This window comes from Aquibacillus rhizosphaerae, from assembly GCF_030282825.1.
In the GTDB taxonomy this organism is placed as follows: Bacteria; Bacillota; Bacilli; order Bacillales; family Amphibacillaceae; genus Aquibacillus_C; species Aquibacillus_C rhizosphaerae.
On the sequence record NZ_JASTZU010000049.1, the window covers coordinates 21,154 to 39,041 of the forward strand.

Sequence of the window (17,888 nt, forward strand, 5' to 3'; positions counted from 1 at the left end):
ATGTCAACACCAATGATGGATAGGCCAATTTATATGATGACAAAATATATGTATGCTTTTTTTGTTACAAATTTATATTTCCTTCTTTGTAACCTACTTTTTTTTATCGTTTACTTTTTAGCAGACTTTACTTTTCAAAATATTATACTGTTTTATTTAACCATGATTCCAATGGGTCCTTCCATAACTGCAGTTTTGTCTGCGATGGGAAAGTTAGTCAGAGAAAAAGATGTATCCCCATCGATAGAATTTTGGAAGGCCTACAAGCGTAATTTTTGGGTAACAATGAAGTATTGGTTTATACAATTAACAATTATATTTATTTTAATCATTGATATTTACTATGCTACTACAAGAATTAATTTTATATCTCCGTTATTTTTTTTATTTCTGCTTGCCAGTTTATTTGTAATGATGTATGCGCTACCAGTAATTACTCGGTTTGAAGTGAAACTGAAAAATTTACTTATTGTTTCGATTTATTCTAATTTCAAATTTTTTAAAACTACTGTTTTAAATGTTTCGAGTATCGTTGCATTTGGATTCACTTTTTATTTTTTTCCAAGTATAGGGTCATTATTTTTTGTAAGTCTCATCGGATTTTTTATAATGTTTAATTTACAAGTTCCATTTAGACACATGGAAAATGAAATGTCTGAGAAAAATAAATAAGATGATTTAATTGGAGGGTTATTCATGAAACGTCGTACGTATACGGTAGGTCTTGTAATAAGTGTGTTTTTTTTAGTGGGATCATTATTGTTTTTTTCTAACCGATTAGACAGTTCTACAGAAAAAGAGCCTACTGAAAAACTAGAATCATTAGTAGTAGCTCATGAAGAGATTGAAGAGATTCATATTTTAAACGAAGATAATGAAGTAACCTTAGACAAAGCAATGAATGGGCAATGGAGTGGTCAAAATTTAGATAGAAAGTCAAACAAAGAAAAAATAAATGAGACCGTAAATAATATTTTTTCTTTAAGCGGAGAAAAAATAGATATAAGTAAAAAAGATGCTGGTTTGCAAGATTCAACTTTTACCATTGAACTGCTTGACTCATCAGAAGAAACACAAACAGTTTCTATTGGAAATATGAGTGAGAATGGACTTTATTATTTTGTATCTTCATCAGGTAAGGAAGGAGTTTTTGAAGTTGATGCTACGTTAATACAAGAAATTCCATTGACGAACTATGAAATTATGGATAATAAAATAACGAGTATAACACCGGAAGCTGTTAATCACTTTGTTATTAATAATGGAATTCAAACGATTGAGCTAAAACCTGAGTCGCCGTACGATGAAGCTGAAGTTAGAACTAACTTAAGTGGTTGGTTCATGCATCAACCTTATAATTCTATTTACAGTGTAAATTATAATAAAATGAAGGATATGATTTATGGAGTTGAGAATTTACAATTTAAAGAAATAGTTGCTAAGGATGAAGAAAACCTTAGTCAATATGGTTTAAAAGATGAGGACTTTACGATTTTTTTGAAGTCGGATAGTGAAAGCGAGACTATTTTAATAGGGGATCCATCCAGTGGAAATGCTTATTATGCAATGGTAGAAGGGGAACAGACTATATTTACCATTGAGAAAAAAGCATTAGAACCATACAGTTATCAAGCATTTGATATTGCGGAGAACTTCGTTAAAATACTAGCAATAGATGTTCTCAAGCAAATAGAGATTAAAGATTCAACACATCATATTACAATCAAGATAGAGCATGAAGAAAATAGAAAAGAAGCAGCAACTTCCACTTTTAAAGTAAATGGATCGATAGTGAAAGATAAGTCTTTTAGAGATTTATATAAAGAAATTGCCGGTCTTAGCGTAGATAAGGAAGTAAGCGATGCGACATATCAAGAACCAGAAGCAACGATAAAATATACAATCAAAACACAAGAGGAACAAGAAAAAGAAATAGTGATAGAATTTGTTCCTTATAATGAAGATAGTTATGCGGTGTTTATAAATAATTCAGTAGATTTTCTAATTGCTAAAGAATCTATTTTAACATTGATTGAATCAGTATCAGCTTTAGAAGAAAAGGCATCCTAATAAAATAAGGATAAAAAAAGAGTTCTTGTAACTAAAAATGTTTAGTTGCAAGGATTCTTTTTTATTTGATTCATATTTATAAGAAATGCAGTGAAATTATGTGTGAAATAACCAGTAAGAATTAGCCATAGCTAATTTATACATGATTTTTAGTCTAATTTAACGTGTGTTATATGTAACCGTTTTCTTTTAAAATGTAACTAAGGGAGTTATCAAAAGAACTTAATGACAAACAGTACTTTGTATTTACTCAGTAAGGAGAGAAGTATATGGGGAAATCTATTAGCGAAGTTAGTGGACAGTCGAATAATCCTTTATTTAAAAACCAAGTTGGAATGAATAAGAAGCCACCAATTAACCCAAAGAAAAAAGGTTTTTGGAAAAGAGCAAGTAGACAAAAAGCATTGATTTTAATGTCTTTTCCATTTGTTATTTGGTTAATTGTATTTAAATATATACCAATCGGTGGTTGGTTAATGGCATTCCAAGACTACAAACCACAATTCGGAATGTTTGATCAAGAATGGGTAGGGCTTCAACATTTTAAAGATTTATTCCAAGAGCCAATGTTCTATCAAGCGTTAGAAAATACACTAGGAATGGGTATTCTCGGTCTAGTATTCGGAACATTGTCTGCAATAACATTTGCATTATTACTAAATGAAGTAAGATTAATAACCTTTAAGAAACTGACTCAAACAATTTCATATTTACCGCACTTTGTCTCATGGGTTATTGGTGCCAATATTGTTATAACGATGCTGGCTCAAGAAGGGGTAATTAATAACATCTTGGTAGGACTGGGCTTAATAGATAGCCCAATTGGATTTATGTCAAATCCCGATTTGTTTTGGGGAATCGTAACTGTTGCTGATGTATGGAAAGAGACAGGGTGGAACGCAATTATTTATTTAGCTGCTATGGCTGGGGTGGACCCACAATTATATGAGGCTGCTAAGGTTGACGGTGCAAGTAGACTAAGACAAATGTGGCATATTACTTTACCAAGTATCAGGCCCGTCATTATTGTTTTATTAATATTAAGTATTGGAAATCTTATCAACATTGGTTTTGAGAAACAAATGCTATTAGGTAACAACGTTGTTGCAGATAAAGCACTTGTGATTGACTTATACGCACTTGATTATGGTATTGGTATGTTCCGTTATTCCTTTGGTACGGCAATTGGTATTTTTAAATCAGTTATTAGCGTTATACTTATTTTAATTTGTAACCAATTCGCCAAAAAGATTGGCGAGGGGCGTGTCTTTTAATAGATATAAGATTTCAGCTAGTAGGTAAAGGGTATGCGGGAAGAGAATCTATCCATACTATTTTCCTAAGCTTTTAAGGAAGGGGAAGAAATATGAAAAAAGATTTCAAGAAGTGGACATTCTTTGACATTGTTCTTGTTTTATTCATGGTATTTGTACTGATTATCACATTGTATCCATTTCTGAATATATTAGCTATTTCATTAAACAATGCCGTAGATACAGCAAAGGGAGGCATACATATTTGGCCAAGAGAATTTACCTTTGCAAATTATAAGGAGATATTTGGAAGCAATGATCGATTGTTACAAGCATTTTTTATGTCCGTATTAAGAACAGTGGTTGGTACTGTTACTGGAGTTATAGCGAGTACCATGCTTGCTTATACATTAAGCCGAAGGGATTTTGTCTTCAATAAACAAGTTGGTTTTTTACTTGTTATAACCATGTTTGTGAGTGGTGGGTTAATTCCTGAATACATGTTAATTAGACATCTTGGTTTAATTAATGAGTTTGCAGTTTATATTTTACCAATGTTAATCTCTGCCTTTAACGTAATCATTATCCGCTCATTCATGGATAATATACCACCAGCCTTAGAAGAATCGGCTAAAATTGACGGAGCAAATGATTTTACGATTTTCTGGAGAATTATTGTACCTTTATGCTTACCAGTCATCGCAACAATTGCTTTATTTTTGGCTGTCGGTCAATGGAATAGTTGGTTTGATACGTACTTATATGCAAGATCAAACGAGAACCTAACTACATTACAATTTGAACTAATGAAAATACTAGATAATGCTAATATTTCAGGAGGTGATGTTACTTCACAAAATGCACAAGTAATAGCTGATCAGACAAATCCACAATCTATAAAAATGGCAATCACAATTATTGCAACGGTTCCTATTTTGTTAGTTTATCCTTTCTTGCAGAAATACTTTGTAACAGGTTTAACATTGGGTGCTGTTAAGAGTTAGGTATTAATGAAAAATTATTATAAGTGTGTTAAATGAAATGGAGGAGAATATATGAAAAAGAAATTATCTATTTATACACTGTCTTTACTGTTTATACTTGGGGCGATGATTATGACGGCTTGTAGTGATGATTCATCAAGTTCATCGTCCTCAGATGATCAATCAGATTCAACGAATGAAAATGATGATAGCGCTTCAAAAGAACCGATTACACTTTCTTTTTTTAGTGCTGATGGGGAGGAAAAAAACTTTGATGATCCTGTTGCTCAGAAGATTACAGAGGCGACTGGAGTTACTTTAGAAATAGACTATCCTGTAGGCGGAAATGATGAAACAATTCCGTTGATGATTGCTAGTGGCGATTATCCAGATATGATTTATGCTAAAGGGGATATTGGTAAGTTGATTGAAGCTGGTGGTGTTATTAAGCTAGACGATTTAATTGAAGAAAAGGGAGACAATCTAAAGGCAATGTATGGAGATCAAATTGATCGACTTCGTAGAGATGTAGATGACCCTAGCATCTATACTGTAGGAACCTATGGTGTAGAAGGAGCGTATTGGTCAACAAGTGGTACTTTCCAAGTTCAACTAGATGTACTACGTGAACTAGGTTACCCTGAAATTAATACATTAGAAGAATATGAAGCTGCTATAACTGAATATAAAGAAAAGTATCCTGAAATTGATGGACAAAAAACACTTGGACTTTCTTTGCTAGGTAGTGACTGGCGTTGGCTAATCACAGTTGGTAACCCTGCTGGATTTGCTGCTGGAATTCCAGATGACGGACAGTGGGCTATAAACGATGATACAGGTGAAGCAACTTATAAATTTTTAAAGCCGGAAGTGAAAGAATACTTTAAATGGTTAAACGGGTTAAATGCCAAAGGATTACTTGATCCAGAGTCCTTTACACAAACATATGACACATACATTTCTAAACTTTCATCAGGTCGAGTCTTAAGTGTCGCCGATCAAGATTGGGACATTGCTGATGCAGATAAAGCACTAGTAGCTGATGGTAAAGAAAATAGAACGTACGCCCCACTTCCGGTAACTATAGATGATGAATATAAGTCACAAGGTCTTAAGGATTATGGTTTTGCAGGAGGTTGGGGAATTGCCATTTCTTCAACAAGTGAAAACCAAGAAAGAGCATTTGAATTTTTAGATTGGATGGCCTCAGAAGAAGCGCAAATTCTAGTGAACTGGGGTGTGGAAGGCGAAAACTATGACATCGTTGATGGAAAACGTGTGATGCAAGAAGATGACAGAGAACGTATGAACAATGATGCTAATTATGCAAAGGAAACGGGTGTTGGTTATTATATTTATCCATTCCCACAATGGGGAAATGGTGCTGTAGATTCTAACGGACAATCAATTACACCAAATTCTGAGCAAGATATCATTGATAATTTTAATGAAGTGGAAAAAGAAGTTCTAGCTGAGTATGGTATGGATAATTGGATTGAATGGTTCCCTAAAACAGAAGAGTTGGGTGTTTCTCAACATGGTACAGCAGCAAACTATACAATCGAGCCAGGAAGCGACCTACAAATTATTCAACAAAAAGCGGATGATTTAACAGAGCAAAGAATCACACAAGCCATCCTTAGTGAACCAGAAGAATTTGATGCGGCATGGGACTCCATGTTAAAAGAATTAGAAGAAATGAATATTGAAGCTGCGAATGAAGCGATGACTAAATTAACACAAGATACAATGGAATTATGGGGTACAAAATAATTGTAATTAAGTCAATTTCATAATTACCTTATTTAGTCATCTGCGTTGTAGGTGACGATAAAATCGATATTTTGAAATTGATAAAATTAAGTAATAAATTAGCCTGATTCCACTAAAGTAGAGGAGTCAGGCTAAATTTTAAAAAAGACTTCCTATCTATTGTCCTTTAGATATTAATGAAAATACATAAGTTGGAGGGGAACAAGATGAGTAACCAAAAAATAGGTACTCCATTAAAAGGCTTTGCAGAATTTAGTAGGAAAGTTGCAGCAGATGGGGCAGTTCTATTGAAAAATGAAGAACAAGTACTTCCGATTAAACAAGGAGAAACTGTTTCTATTTTTGGAAGAACACAGTTAGATTACTATAGAAGCGGAACAGGTTCTGGTGGTAGTGTGAATGTTACTTACACGACCAATCTATTAGAAGCACTTCAAAGTAAAAAACAAACAAAAGTTAATGAGGATTTGGCGGCTACATATAAGAAATGGATAAAACAAAACCCATTTGATAATGGTGGCGGTGGCTGGGCAGCTGAACCTTGGCATCAAAAGGAGATGCCATTAACAGATACAATAGTGAGAGAGGCAAGGGATGATTCGGATAAAGCGGTTATTGTAATTGGACGTACTGCTGGTGAAGATCAAGATAATGCTGATGAACCGGGAAGTTATCAACTAACGTTAGAAGAGAAAGAAATGCTTAGACTCGTTAGTAAATACTTTGAACAGGTTTGTGTGGTACTTAATGTATCAAATATTATTGATATGGATTGGCTTAATGATTCTAGTTATGTAAACCCTATCAACAGTGTTATCTATACATGGCAAGGTGGTATGGAAGGTGGTAACGCCGCTGCCGATGTATTAGTTGGTGATGTGAATCCTAGTGGTAAATTAACTGATACAATTGCTTATTCAATTAATGACTACCCATCGACTAGTAATCATGGGAATGAACATAGAAACGTTTATCAGGAAGATATTTATGTAGGTTATCGTTATTTTGAGACGTTTTGTCCGGAGAGGGTGCAGTTTGCTTTTGGATACGGTTTATCTTATACAGCTTTCAAGATTGATCCTGACGAAGCTAAAATAGTTACCAAATCAGGAGAAAATTATGTTGAATTAAATGTTAGGGTTGAAAATATTGGACCTATATTTGCTGGAAAGGAAGTTGTTCAGGTCTATTATGAGGCACCCCAAGGAAAGTTAGGTCAACCTTCAAAAGTATTAGCAGCATTTGTGAAAACAAACTTGCTTCAACCCGGTGAAATTCAGATGCTATCAATTAGTTTTCCTGTTAAACGTATGGCCTCGTATGATGATAGTGGAGTAACGGGTCACCCTTCTGCCTATGTGTTAGAAAGTGGCCTATATCATTTTTATGTAGGCAACAGTGTTAAGGATGTAGTGAAAATAGGTATTGATGGAAAGGACGGTTATGGATTAGATAGCCTTCAGGTCATTGAACAATTAGAGGAGGTATTGGCACCAACAGAAAGCTTCACAAGAATGAAGCCAGGGGTGCAAAAAGAAGATGGTTCATATGAATTAACTTATATAGAAGCACCGAAGCAAAAAATCTCTTTAGCAGAAAGAATAGAGAAAAATCTACCTCAAACATATAAGCAAACAGGAAACAAAGGTTATAAATTGAAGGATGTTTATGAAGAAAAAGTGGGAATCGAAGCATTTATTGCCCAGCTATCAGATGAAGAGCTTGCTACAATTGTACGAGGGGAAGGAATGAGTAGTCCTCTCGTTACACCGGGAACCGCTTCGGCATTTGGGGGTGTAAGTGATAGTTTGTTTAATTATGGTATTCCGGTTGGTTGTACTGCTGATGGTCCTTCAGGTATTCGAATGGACAGTGGTCATAAAGCCACACAAGTTCCAATTGGAACATTACTTGCGGCAACTTGGGATGTTAAATTAGTTGAAGAGTTATATGAATTAGAAGGAAAAGAATTAATAAATAATAACATTGATATGTTATTAGGACCAGGGATTAATATTAGAAGAAGTCCATTAAATGGACGTAACTTCGAATATTTTTCAGAAGACCCACTTATTACTGGTGCGTTTGCTGTAGCAAATACACGTGGAATCATGAAAAGTGGTGCGCATGCCACGCTTAAACATTTTGCTTGTAACAGTCAGGAATATTCACGTACGAATGTGGATGCAGTTGTTACTGAGCGTGCGCTTAGAGAAATTTATCTGAAAGGCTTTGAAATGGCTGTTAAAGAAGGTGGCGCAAAAGGGATTATGACATCGTATAATCCCATCAATGGACACTGGGCAGCTTCGAATTATGACTTAAATACGACTGTGCTTCGTAAAGAATGGGGATTTAATGGAGTTGTTATGACCGACTGGTGGGCAAAAATGAATGGTTCTAGTTTTGGTGGCGTGGCGGATACGAGAAATACGAATTATATGGTTCGTTCACAAAACGACTTATATATGGTCGTTAATAATTATGGAGCAGAAATAAATTCATCTGAAGATAATACAATCAAATCATTAGAAGATGGCACATTAACTCGTGGTGAATTACAACGAAGTGCAATGAATATATGTGAATTCTTAATGGATGCACCTGTCTTTTCTAGAAAACAAGAAATTGTAGAAACGATAAATAAATTTTCTGGTAATCCTTCATTGAATTCTATAGAAGCACAATCTTTGTTTGATTATATTAAAGTCAATCCAAATCCTGCGATACCAAGCTTTATTAAAGTAGAAGATGGAGGACTTTATCGTATTATTGTGAAAATCATGTCACCTGAAACAAATCAATCACAAACTGCATGTAACGTGACACTAAATGACCAATTGATGACCACTATACAAACCAATGGAACAGATGGTAAGTGGATTAAACAAAAGCTTGTGAAAATCGAACTTGAAGCGGGTTTATATAATCTAAAATTAGACTTCATTAAACCAGGTATGCAGATTGAATGGATAGAATTCAACAAAATTTAAATCTAAAGTGGTTAAGCCAATAGGAGGGAAAACTCCCATGATAAATGAAAAATTACCAAAAGTATGGTACGGAGGAGACTATAACCCAGAGCAGTGGGATAAACATGTTTGGGATGAAGATTTAAGAATGTTTGACCTTGCAGGAATTGATGTTGCTACAATTAACGTTTTTTCATGGGCTTTGAGCCAGCCAGATGAAGATACATACAATTTTGAATGGCTCGATGAAATAATAGAAAAATTGTATAAAAATAATGTGTATATTTGTTTAGCAACCAGCACCGGTGCTCACCCAGCGTGGATGGCAAAAAAATACCCTGATGTATTGAGAGTTGACTTTGAAGGCAGAAAAAGAAAATTTGGAGGAAGACATAATTCTTGCCCAAGTAGTCCAACCTACAGAAAATATGCTGAAAGAATAGCAGATAAGTTAGCTGAACGGTATAAAGACCATCCGGCAATACTAATTTGGCATATTTCTAATGAATATGGTGGTTATTGTTATTGTGAAAATTGCGCGAAAAATTTTCGGGAATGGCTTCAGGATAGATACAAAACACTTCAAGCAGTTAACAAAGCTTGGAATACACGATTTTGGGGACATACATTTTATGCATGGGATGAAGTCGTACCACCAAATATCTTGAGCGAAGAATGGCAAGGTGGCAAGAATACGAATTTCCAAGGTATTTCTTTAGATTATCGTCGTTTCCAATCAGATAGTTTACTAGATTGCTATAAACTCGAAAGAAATGCGATTCGTAAATATACACAAGAAACTCCAATTACAACTAATTTGATGGGGTTTTATCCGGAATTAGATTATTTCAAATGGGCTAAAGAAATGGATGTTGTGTCATGGGATAATTACCCATCATTAGATACACCTGTGAGTTTTACTGCGATGACACATGACCTAATGAGAGGTTTAAAAAGCGGTCAACCGTTTATGTTAATGGAACAAACACCAAGCCAACAAAATTGGCAAGCGTATAATTCACTAAAACGACCAGGAGTAATGAGTTTGTGGAGTTACCAAGCGATTGCGCGTGGCGCTGATACTGTTATGTTTTTTCAATTACGTAGATCCATAGGTGCCACCGAAAAGTATCATGGTGCTGTAATTGAGCATGTTGGGCATGAACATACGCGTGTATTTAAGGAAAGTGCTGAACTAGGAAATGAACTTATTCAATTATCAGATGACTTTTTAGATGCTCGAGTGAAATCAAAAATAGCGATTGTTTTTGATTGGGAAAACAGGTGGGCTATTGATTTGTCAAGTGGTCCTTCTGTTGCGTTAGATTACGTTAAAGAGGTTCACAAATACTACGATGCGCTTTATGAACAAAATATCCAAGTAGATATGATTGGAGTAGAAAAAGATTTAAGTGATTATGAAATCGTTATCGCGCCTGTATTATATATGGTGAAGCAAGGATATACGAAAAAGCTAGAATCCTTTGTTAAAAGCGGAGGGACGTTTATCTCTACGTTCTTTAGCGGTATTGTCAATGAGAATGATTTAGTTACCCTCGGTGGCTATCCTGGTGAACTTCGTGAACTACTAGGGATATGGTCAGAAGAGATTGATGCGCTTGATCCTAAATTAAAAAACCAAATCGTTATGGAGGAAACGTGGGGAGGACTAAAAGGTGAATATGAATGCAATATTCTATTCGACCTTATTCATTCAGAAGGTGCAGAGGTATTAGCAACATATGGATCTGATTTTTACAAAGGCATGCCAGTTGTTACTAAAAATAAATTTGGTAAAGGTAATGCGTTTTATATCGCGTCCAGTCCAGACCAAGCATTTCTAAGAGGCTTATTAGCTAATCTATGTACAGAAAGAGAAATAGAACCTCATGTGATAAGTGCTGATAGTGGTGTAGAGATATCTGAACGGATTAAAGAAGGTGTATCGTATTTATTTGTTATGAACCATAACGACAAGATCTCTACTTTTGATTTGGGGGAAAAGGAAACAAGAGATCTAATTAGCGGTATATCTTTTACGGGCAACGTTAGCATTGACTCCAAGTCAGTTATGATATTAGTAAACTAGTATATGTAATCCAAATGTATGCTCAATCTTATTAAATGCGTGAAAATATTCATTAAAGAATACAGAGGAGTTGTATAAAAATGAAATTCACTAGTGGTAACTGGCTTGTTAAAGAAGGGTTTACGATTAACCATCCTCGAATTGTTCATGATATCGATGTCACTGAAGAAAGTGTTACGCTTTACGCACCTTGTAAAGACATAAATCACAGAGGGGATACGTTAGATGGTCCAATGCTTACAATTAAGTTATCATCTCCATCCGATAATATTATCCGTATTCAGACATGGCATTTTAAAGGTGGAATTAAAAAGCATCCTAATTTTGATGTAAAAAACGAAAGTTCTACCCATCATCTAGACACAAATGATGATGAAATTACATTCATTAGTGGTGATTTGAATGTAAAGATTAATAAAAAACAATTTGGAATGAAATTTTTAAATGGAGATAAAAAGTTAACGGAATCTGATTCTAAAGGTCTAGCATGGATAACAGGGCCTGAGAATTCCACATACATGAGAGGTCAACTTAGGTTACATGTTGGAGAGCAATTATACGGATTAGGAGAACGATTCACTCCATATATCAAAAACGGGCAAACAGTAGATATTTGGAATGAAGACGGTGGTACTAGTTCTGAACAATCATATAAAAATATTCCTTTTTATATGAGTAACAGAGGGTATGGAGTATTTGTTAACCATCCAGAAGAAGTAAGCTTTGAATTGGGATCGGAAGTAGTTTCTAAGTCACAGTATAGTGTACGTGGAGAATACCTAGATTACTATATTATCAATGGACCAACACCAAAAGAAGTAGTTAGTCGCTATACGAATCTAACTGGAAAGCCTGCCCTTCCACCAGCATGGTCGTTTGGCTTATGGCTGTCAACGTCATTTACAACCGATTATGATGAGACTACTGTAAACCACTTTGTTGATGGAATGGCTGAACGTGGCATCCCGTTAAGTGTTTTTCACTTTGATTGTTTCTGGATGAAAGGATTTGAATGGAGTAACTTTGTGTGGGATGATGAACATTTTCCTGACCCAGAAGGAATGCTTCGACGTCTTAAAGATAAGGGATTAAAGATTTGTGTTTGGATTAACCCATATATTGCCCAAAAATCAAAGTTGTTTGATGAAGCAGTCGAAAACGGTTATTTGTTAAAAAGACCGAATGGCGATGTTTGGCAATGGGATCTTTGGCAAGCTGGTATGGGAATCGTTGATTTCAGTAATCCAAAAGCTTGTAAATGGTTTGCGGATAAGTTAAAAATCTTACTTGATATGGGCGTTGATTCCTTCAAAACTGATTTTGGTGAACGGATACCTACCGATGTAACTTATTACGATGGATCTGATCCATACAAAATGCATAATTACTATGCTTACAAATATAATGAAGTAGTTTTCGAATTGCTTAAGAAAGAAAAAGGTGCAAAAGAAGCAATCGTATTTGCTAGAGCTGCTACAGCTGGTGGTCAAAAATTTCCTGTCCATTGGGGTGGCGATTGTGATTCAACGTATGAAGCCATGGCTGAGAGTCTACGTGGGGGATTATCGTTGACGATGTCTGGATTTGGTTATTGGAGCCATGACATAGGAGGGTTTGAAAATACAGCTACACCAGATGTTTTCAAGCGTTGGACAGCTTTCGGTTTACTTTCCAGTCATAGTCGATTCCATGGCAGTTCATCGTATCGTGTTCCATGGAAATTTGATGAGGAGTCAGTTGATGTAGCACGGCATTTTGTGCAACTAAAAAATAGTTTAATGCCTTATTTGTATAGTGCTGCTGTTGAAAACAGTAAAACAGGTATTCCGGTTATGCGTTCGATGTTATTAGAGTTCCCTGAAGATACCCTTTGTGAGACGTTGGATAAACAATATATGCTAGGTGAATCGATTCTAGTTGCTCCAATCTTCAACGAAGAGGGAGTTGGGTCCTACTACTTACCATCAGGTATATGGACGCATTTGTTATCAGGAGAAAAAATTGAGGGAAACATATGGAGAAAAGAAAAATATGATTATATGAGTTTACCTTTGTTTGTAAAAGAGAACACGATATTGCCCAGAGGGGCTGTAATTGATAAGCCGGATTATGATTACTCGAGTGATATAACCTTTCATGTGTATGCATTACAAGACCAAGTAGATACAAATACAATCATTCATGATGTGCATGGGAAGATGACTGGCTCTTTGCATCTATCACGTCAAGGTAGAAGTATATTAGTGAAAGCAGACATGAATGGTAAAGCATATTCTATTGTATTACATGATGAAAAATCTATATCTACTACCACAAGTGGTACATGGTCCGCCGAATTAAATGCAGTAAAGATTACACCAGCTCCATCTGATTATAGCTTTACTATTACGTTATAACTAAACATATGTTTTTTTACAAGGCAGTTCTTTTGATTTTCACAAAAGGGCTGTTTTGCTTAGCTTTTAAGGATTATTTTTCATCTTTTTTTAGTTTTCTAATTAATTTGTCAACCGTCGCTTGTCCTGGAACTGCTGCTTGAACATTTTCAATTACCATCTTTGGAATTGTTTTCCCAACAAGTGATTCTTTACTACTGGCAATATAATAAGCTTTGTTCTCTAAAGAGCCGTTATAAGACAAGTTATTGGTAGGATCGCCATCCGGTGTGATCTTCATATGTTCATGTAGGTAAACAATATCATTATTTCTGGTCCATTATAAGATGAGTTGTGGTACCCATAGTTTAATTTGAATAAAAGCTACCCTCATCGACTTAGAGAAGTCGGTGAGGGTAGCTTCAAGAAGCCTTATGAAAGTTATCGTCTGAAGAGCTTTTGTTCATAGCATAGCCAACGATTAAATTTGTTACTGTAATGATGGCAATGATTAGATAATTAGTAGAATCGTGTTGAAGGTTTAGTAGCTCAATTAATTTCTTATCAGTTATAATCATTTCTCCTGCAGTCCATGCAAGAATACCAGATCCAATATAGGAAATCCATCGATACTTTTCTAAAGCTTTTACGATTATTTTGGAACCAAATATCATAATCGGAATACTTACCATTACACCAAATGCAATCATTTTGATATCTCCATGTGCTGCACCAGTTATCGCGATAACATTATCAAGACTCATTACCGCATCTGCTATAATTATTGTTGTTATTGCTTTAAAAAGACCATTGTGTGAAGTTACATGTGCTTGTTCTTCTTCCTCGACAAGTAAGTTATAAGCAATCCATAACAGTAACATTCCTCCAATGAGGTTTACAAAAGGAATTTGCAGCAAGTAAACAATTATAACGGCAAAAAGTATCCGGAGAAGGACTGCACCAGCAGTACCAAATAGTATTGCTTTATTTTGATGTTCTTTAGGTAAAGATTTCGTGGCCATTGCAATGACTACAGCATTGTCACCAGATAGGATAATGTCAATAGCTATTATTTTTAAAAATGAAATCGTTGCAGCGGACGTAACTGTGAGTCCAAGTGAGAAAAGTAGATCCAATTTTTATCTTCCTCCTAAGTACAAAACATTAGTATAAAAGTTTGTCCATATTTGATTTTATGAATAGAAGTAGGAGAGTAAACCAAAAAAGTATATTTTTTTCAAAACAAAAATTCCGTATCTCACGCATGAGCATTAAAATACCTATTCTTTATATTTTTTTAATTAATCTCGTTTAAAGATCTAGAATTTATTGTAGAACAGCAAAATCAAGATCTAACTTAACCAACGGAAGGATATGGTTTATAAAATAAATATTCTATCTTAGAATAGCAAGCTGCTAAACTGTCCAATTCTTAAAAAAGAGTATATTGGGATTTTGCTGGAGAATATCGAGGGTTATGCTTGTGAATAATACTAAACAAAAAAATGCCTGCAATCGTTAACAGGCATTTATTGATTATCTTTAAAAATATGGTGTTTTTTGGTAGTAATCGTAAAGATTTATCTCGTCTTCTCTTGTGATAGGACTTTCAATATTTAAGAAAGGACCATTTTTAATGACTTCTTTTGGTAAATCAACAAATACTTTGCTATCTGGCCATGAAATGTCTTCAATCCAATCAACCGATAACATGATGAATTTACCTGGTAACCAATTTCTTGTTTCTACAATGAAATAACGTAGCTTCCAGTTGTAATCATCAATGATGAAATCTGTTATATGACCAATTTGCCCGTCACTAGCTTGAATGGTGTAACCATTAAAGTCGCCTTTAATTTCTTTTACACTTCTCAATTTTGTTTCTTCTTCTTGTTCTACAGGAAGTGCATCTTCTGCTCGGTTAATACGATTTAACTCTTGAGGAGTATCGAAACCACCCCATAAAGTGTTATTAGTACCTAAACCGTTCCAATAAAGCGGCCAACCAAAGTAACTATTAACTTCTAACTCGTGTTTCCTTGAGACTGGTTTTTTCTCATCAATCGTTGGACTGTTTTTAATACTATCTTTCGATTCGAAAATAGCCACTTTCGAGTTATCATAATCTACATAATCAAAAGATATTGGAGATACTAGAACTTTGCGTCCAGGTAACCACTTTTTCGTATCTACAACAAGATAACGAACGACCCAATTATCTTCATCAAAATAAATGTCTTTTACTTTACCTAATTCATCATCAGTAGCTTGTACTTTGAATTCTTGAATGCGATTTGAAAAATGTAACACAGTAAAAACCTCCTAATATCAAGTGTACATTTAAATTCTTTCTTATTATTCTTGTTACCTGATATGAATTTTTTTAAACATGTATGGTGGTTAAAGTGATTAGTTTACTGATTTGAAATGAGTGGATTAATTAATGAAATCAACTTTTTATATAAATAAGTATAAAATTTAAAACATTATATTGACAGTTCCTTCTAAATAACATATATTTAATTTACAAATTGAATGTTTCTCCTCAAAGGGGAGTAGCTTTTACAGCAATGTCGTCATTACAGAGGTGTCTGCATCTCTCGGCTTTGTTGGCAACGATCGGTTGTTAGCAAGACCTTTGCCTATTGGTAAAGGTCTTTTATTGTTCAAAAAACCTTTACTGTTTTCGGTAAAGGTTTTTATTTGTTCTGTAAAACCGAAAAAATCCAATATGAACTTTCAATAAATAAAAAAATAGAAGGAGAGCTAAAGCTTTGAAGAATAGTAAACTATCATTTACTGAGCTGATTCAAACTAACATGAAACAACTATTGGATGACAAACAATCTGTAAAAGTCGAACAAAAGAAAAAAGAACCAACGTTTACTGGCCACATATTAAAGTTTATAAAATTTAAGTAATGAAAAATATAAAAAAATCTCGTTATTATGAAGTAAATATTCAAAAAGTCAGTTTATTAATTAACTACAAAGGGGAATAATGTATTGGATATATCAATTATTTTAGAATATGGATGGGTATTATTATTATTAATAGCACTAGAAGGTTTACTAGCTGCTGATAATGCACTAGTTTTAGCTATTATGGTAAAGCATCTTCCTGATGAAGAAAGAAAAAAGGCATTATTTTATGGACTTGCAGGTGCATTTGTATTCCGTTTAGCTTCATTATTTATTATTTCGTTTTTAGTGGATGTTTGGCAGGTACAAGCGATAGGTGCTCTATACCTATTATTTATTGCAATTAACCATATACTAAGAAAGTTAATCTTTAAAAAGATAGAGCACAAGAAAGATAAAAAGGAAAAAAAGAAATCAGGATTCTGGGGAACAGTTATCAAAGTTGAGCTTGCAGACATTGCGTTCGCAGTCGATTCAATTTTAGCTGCCGTTGCCTTGGCAATGACACTTCCCAATACAAACTTACCAGCTATCGGTGGTATGGATGGAGGAAAGTTCCTAGTCATATTTGCGGGCGGATTAATTGGTCTAATCATCATGCGATTTGCTGCTAATTTGTTTGTTAAATTACTTCATGCAAGACCTGGTCTAGAAATTGCTGCTTTTGCCATTGTAGGATGGGTAGGTGTCAAACTTGCTGTCTTAACATTAGGACATAAAGATATAGGTGTTATTTCATATGAGTTTGCTCATTCAACTGAATGGAAGCTGATTTTTTATACAGTCTTACTAGGAATTGCTGCAGCGGGTTGGTTCTTTTCGAAAGATAAAAAGAAAGCTAGCTAATGTTACAAAACGAGGATGGAATTACCAGATTTTTGGTAGTTCTATCTTCAGTTTTATTAAAAACATAGGCTCTTTTTAATGGTGTTGTTATTTCATACTTAATATAAAGTGAGCAATAGAGCACTGGCCTCGCTCCTCAAGCAAAATTGGCTCCCTTTCCGCGCACGGCTTCAGCTAACTCAGAATAAAACCGCTTCTGAGTGGATCTTCAGCTCGTGGGACTGCGATTACTCGCCCCACCCTAAAACATTCGCTGTTCCTGCAGGAGTGTCGCCAATTTAACTTGATACGCTGAAAAATAGCATCTATTGAATAATCTTTCTTATGATTGTAAAGTTTTTTAATATGTTCCGTTACAGTGCATTTAACCAAGGTCCAACTACCTCTCACTTGAAATAGAAAACGATACTAAGCGCAGGGAAAATACGAGACTCCTCGAAAATAAAGAGCCATTTTCTTCGTGTGGGGTAAATTTATGGATGTCATTTCAATGTCCTATGGGAAAGGAACATCTGAAGGCCCCACAGTGAGCGGTCTTTGCGAGCGAGGAGACTGAAGCGTTCCCCATGGAAAGCGAGTGTTTTTCCGCAGCGTTGGATCACAACT

Annotated in this window: 13 protein-coding genes; 10 read left to right on the forward strand and 3 right to left on the reverse strand. The window is 34.8% G+C overall.

Annotation, left to right across the window (positions count from 1 at the left end; translation table 11 throughout):
• The 8 genes from QQS35_RS15775 (at window position 1) to yicI (ending at window position 13,536) form a co-directional block, all read left to right on the forward strand.
• A complete protein-coding gene (locus tag QQS35_RS15775) occupies window positions 1-672 on the forward strand; it encodes a DUF624 domain-containing protein (protein ID WP_285933184.1) in 672 nt (223 codons plus the stop codon).
• A 24-nt stretch (window positions 673-696) separates the two neighbouring features.
• Window positions 697-2,070 carry a DUF4340 domain-containing protein gene (locus QQS35_RS15780; protein WP_285933185.1) on the forward strand — a complete coding sequence of 458 codons (1,374 nt, stop codon included), beginning with the start codon at window positions 697-699 and terminating at the stop codon, window positions 2,068-2,070.
• Between the two features lie 269 nt (window positions 2,071-2,339).
• Window positions 2,340-3,344 carry an ABC transporter permease gene (locus QQS35_RS15785; RefSeq protein WP_285933186.1) on the forward strand — a complete coding sequence of 335 codons (1,005 nt, stop codon included), beginning with the start codon at window positions 2,340-2,342 and terminating at the stop codon, window positions 3,342-3,344.
• A gap of 92 nt (window positions 3,345-3,436) precedes the next feature.
• Window positions 3,437-4,327 carry a carbohydrate ABC transporter permease gene (locus QQS35_RS15790; RefSeq protein WP_285933187.1) on the forward strand — a complete coding sequence of 297 codons (891 nt, stop codon included), beginning with the start codon at window positions 3,437-3,439 and terminating at the stop codon, window positions 4,325-4,327.
• Between the two features lie 51 nt (window positions 4,328-4,378).
• Window positions 4,379-6,079, forward strand: a complete 1,701-nt coding sequence (locus tag QQS35_RS15795) for an ABC transporter substrate-binding protein (protein WP_285933188.1) — start codon at window positions 4,379-4,381, stop codon at window positions 6,077-6,079.
• Between the two features lie 206 nt (window positions 6,080-6,285).
• Window positions 6,286-9,072 (forward strand): glycoside hydrolase family 3 C-terminal domain-containing protein, encoded by a 2,787-nt coding sequence (locus tag QQS35_RS15800; protein WP_285933189.1) that lies wholly within the window; start codon window positions 6,286-6,288, stop codon window positions 9,070-9,072.
• A 37-nt stretch (window positions 9,073-9,109) separates the two neighbouring features.
• Complete coding sequence (locus QQS35_RS15805; protein WP_285933190.1) at window positions 9,110-11,140, forward strand: beta-galactosidase; 2,031 nt, start codon at window positions 9,110-9,112, stop codon at window positions 11,138-11,140.
• A gap of 80 nt (window positions 11,141-11,220) precedes the next feature.
• Window positions 11,221-13,536 (forward strand): alpha-xylosidase, encoded by a 2,316-nt coding sequence (gene yicI / locus QQS35_RS15810; RefSeq protein WP_285933191.1) that lies wholly within the window; start codon window positions 11,221-11,223, stop codon window positions 13,534-13,536.
• A 73-nt stretch (window positions 13,537-13,609) separates the two neighbouring features.
• On the opposite strand, the gene QQS35_RS15815 is transcribed toward yicI, so the two are convergent.
• The 3 genes from QQS35_RS15815 to QQS35_RS15825 all read right to left on the reverse strand — a co-directional run bounded on the left by QQS35_RS15815 (window position 13,610) and on the right by QQS35_RS15825 (window position 15,825).
• Window positions 13,610-13,816, reverse strand: a complete 207-nt coding sequence (locus tag QQS35_RS15815; protein WP_285933193.1) for a hypothetical protein — start codon at window positions 13,814-13,816, stop codon at window positions 13,610-13,612.
• 121 nt (window positions 13,817-13,937) lie between these two features.
• Window positions 13,938-14,651, reverse strand: coding sequence for a TerC family protein (locus QQS35_RS15820; RefSeq protein ID WP_285933194.1), 714 nt, complete (start codon window positions 14,649-14,651; stop codon window positions 13,938-13,940).
• A 406-nt stretch (window positions 14,652-15,057) separates the two neighbouring features.
• Window positions 15,058-15,825 carry a PRC-barrel domain-containing protein gene (locus tag QQS35_RS15825; RefSeq protein ID WP_285933195.1) on the reverse strand — a complete coding sequence of 256 codons (768 nt, stop codon included), beginning with the start codon at window positions 15,823-15,825 and terminating at the stop codon, window positions 15,058-15,060.
• A 464-nt stretch (window positions 15,826-16,289) separates the two neighbouring features.
• Here QQS35_RS15825 and QQS35_RS15830 point away from each other — a divergent pair, with 464 nt between their 5' ends.
• On the forward strand, window positions 16,290-16,436 hold the full coding sequence (locus tag QQS35_RS15830; protein WP_285933196.1) for an FbpB family small basic protein: 147 nt from the start codon (window positions 16,290-16,292) through the stop codon (window positions 16,434-16,436).
• An 84-nt stretch (window positions 16,437-16,520) separates the two neighbouring features.
• Window positions 16,521-17,282 carry a TerC family protein gene (locus QQS35_RS15835; RefSeq protein ID WP_285933197.1) on the forward strand — a complete coding sequence of 254 codons (762 nt, stop codon included), beginning with the start codon at window positions 16,521-16,523 and terminating at the stop codon, window positions 17,280-17,282.
• Window positions 17,283-17,888: the final 606 nt, after the last annotated feature.

Coding starts and splice junctions, on each gene's coding strand:
- QQS35_RS15800 (WP_285933189.1), top strand. CDS start 6,286: ATGAGTAACCAAAAAATAGGTACTCCATTAAAAGGCTTTGCAGAATTT.
- QQS35_RS15815 (WP_285933193.1), bottom strand. CDS start 13,816: ATGAAGATCACACCGGATGGCGATCCTACCAATAACTTGTCTTATAAC.
- QQS35_RS15775 (WP_285933184.1), top strand. CDS start 1: ATGTCAACACCAATGATGGATAGGCCAATTTATATGATGACAAAATAT.
- yicI (WP_285933191.1), top strand. CDS start 11,221: ATGAAATTCACTAGTGGTAACTGGCTTGTTAAAGAAGGGTTTACGATT.
- QQS35_RS15790 (WP_285933187.1), top strand. CDS start 3,437: ATGAAAAAAGATTTCAAGAAGTGGACATTCTTTGACATTGTTCTTGTT.
- QQS35_RS15805 (WP_285933190.1), top strand. CDS start 9,110: ATGATAAATGAAAAATTACCAAAAGTATGGTACGGAGGAGACTATAAC.
- QQS35_RS15785 (WP_285933186.1), top strand. CDS start 2,340: ATGGGGAAATCTATTAGCGAAGTTAGTGGACAGTCGAATAATCCTTTA.
- QQS35_RS15780 (WP_285933185.1), top strand. CDS start 697: ATGAAACGTCGTACGTATACGGTAGGTCTTGTAATAAGTGTGTTTTTT.
- QQS35_RS15795 (WP_285933188.1), top strand. CDS start 4,379: ATGAAAAAGAAATTATCTATTTATACACTGTCTTTACTGTTTATACTT.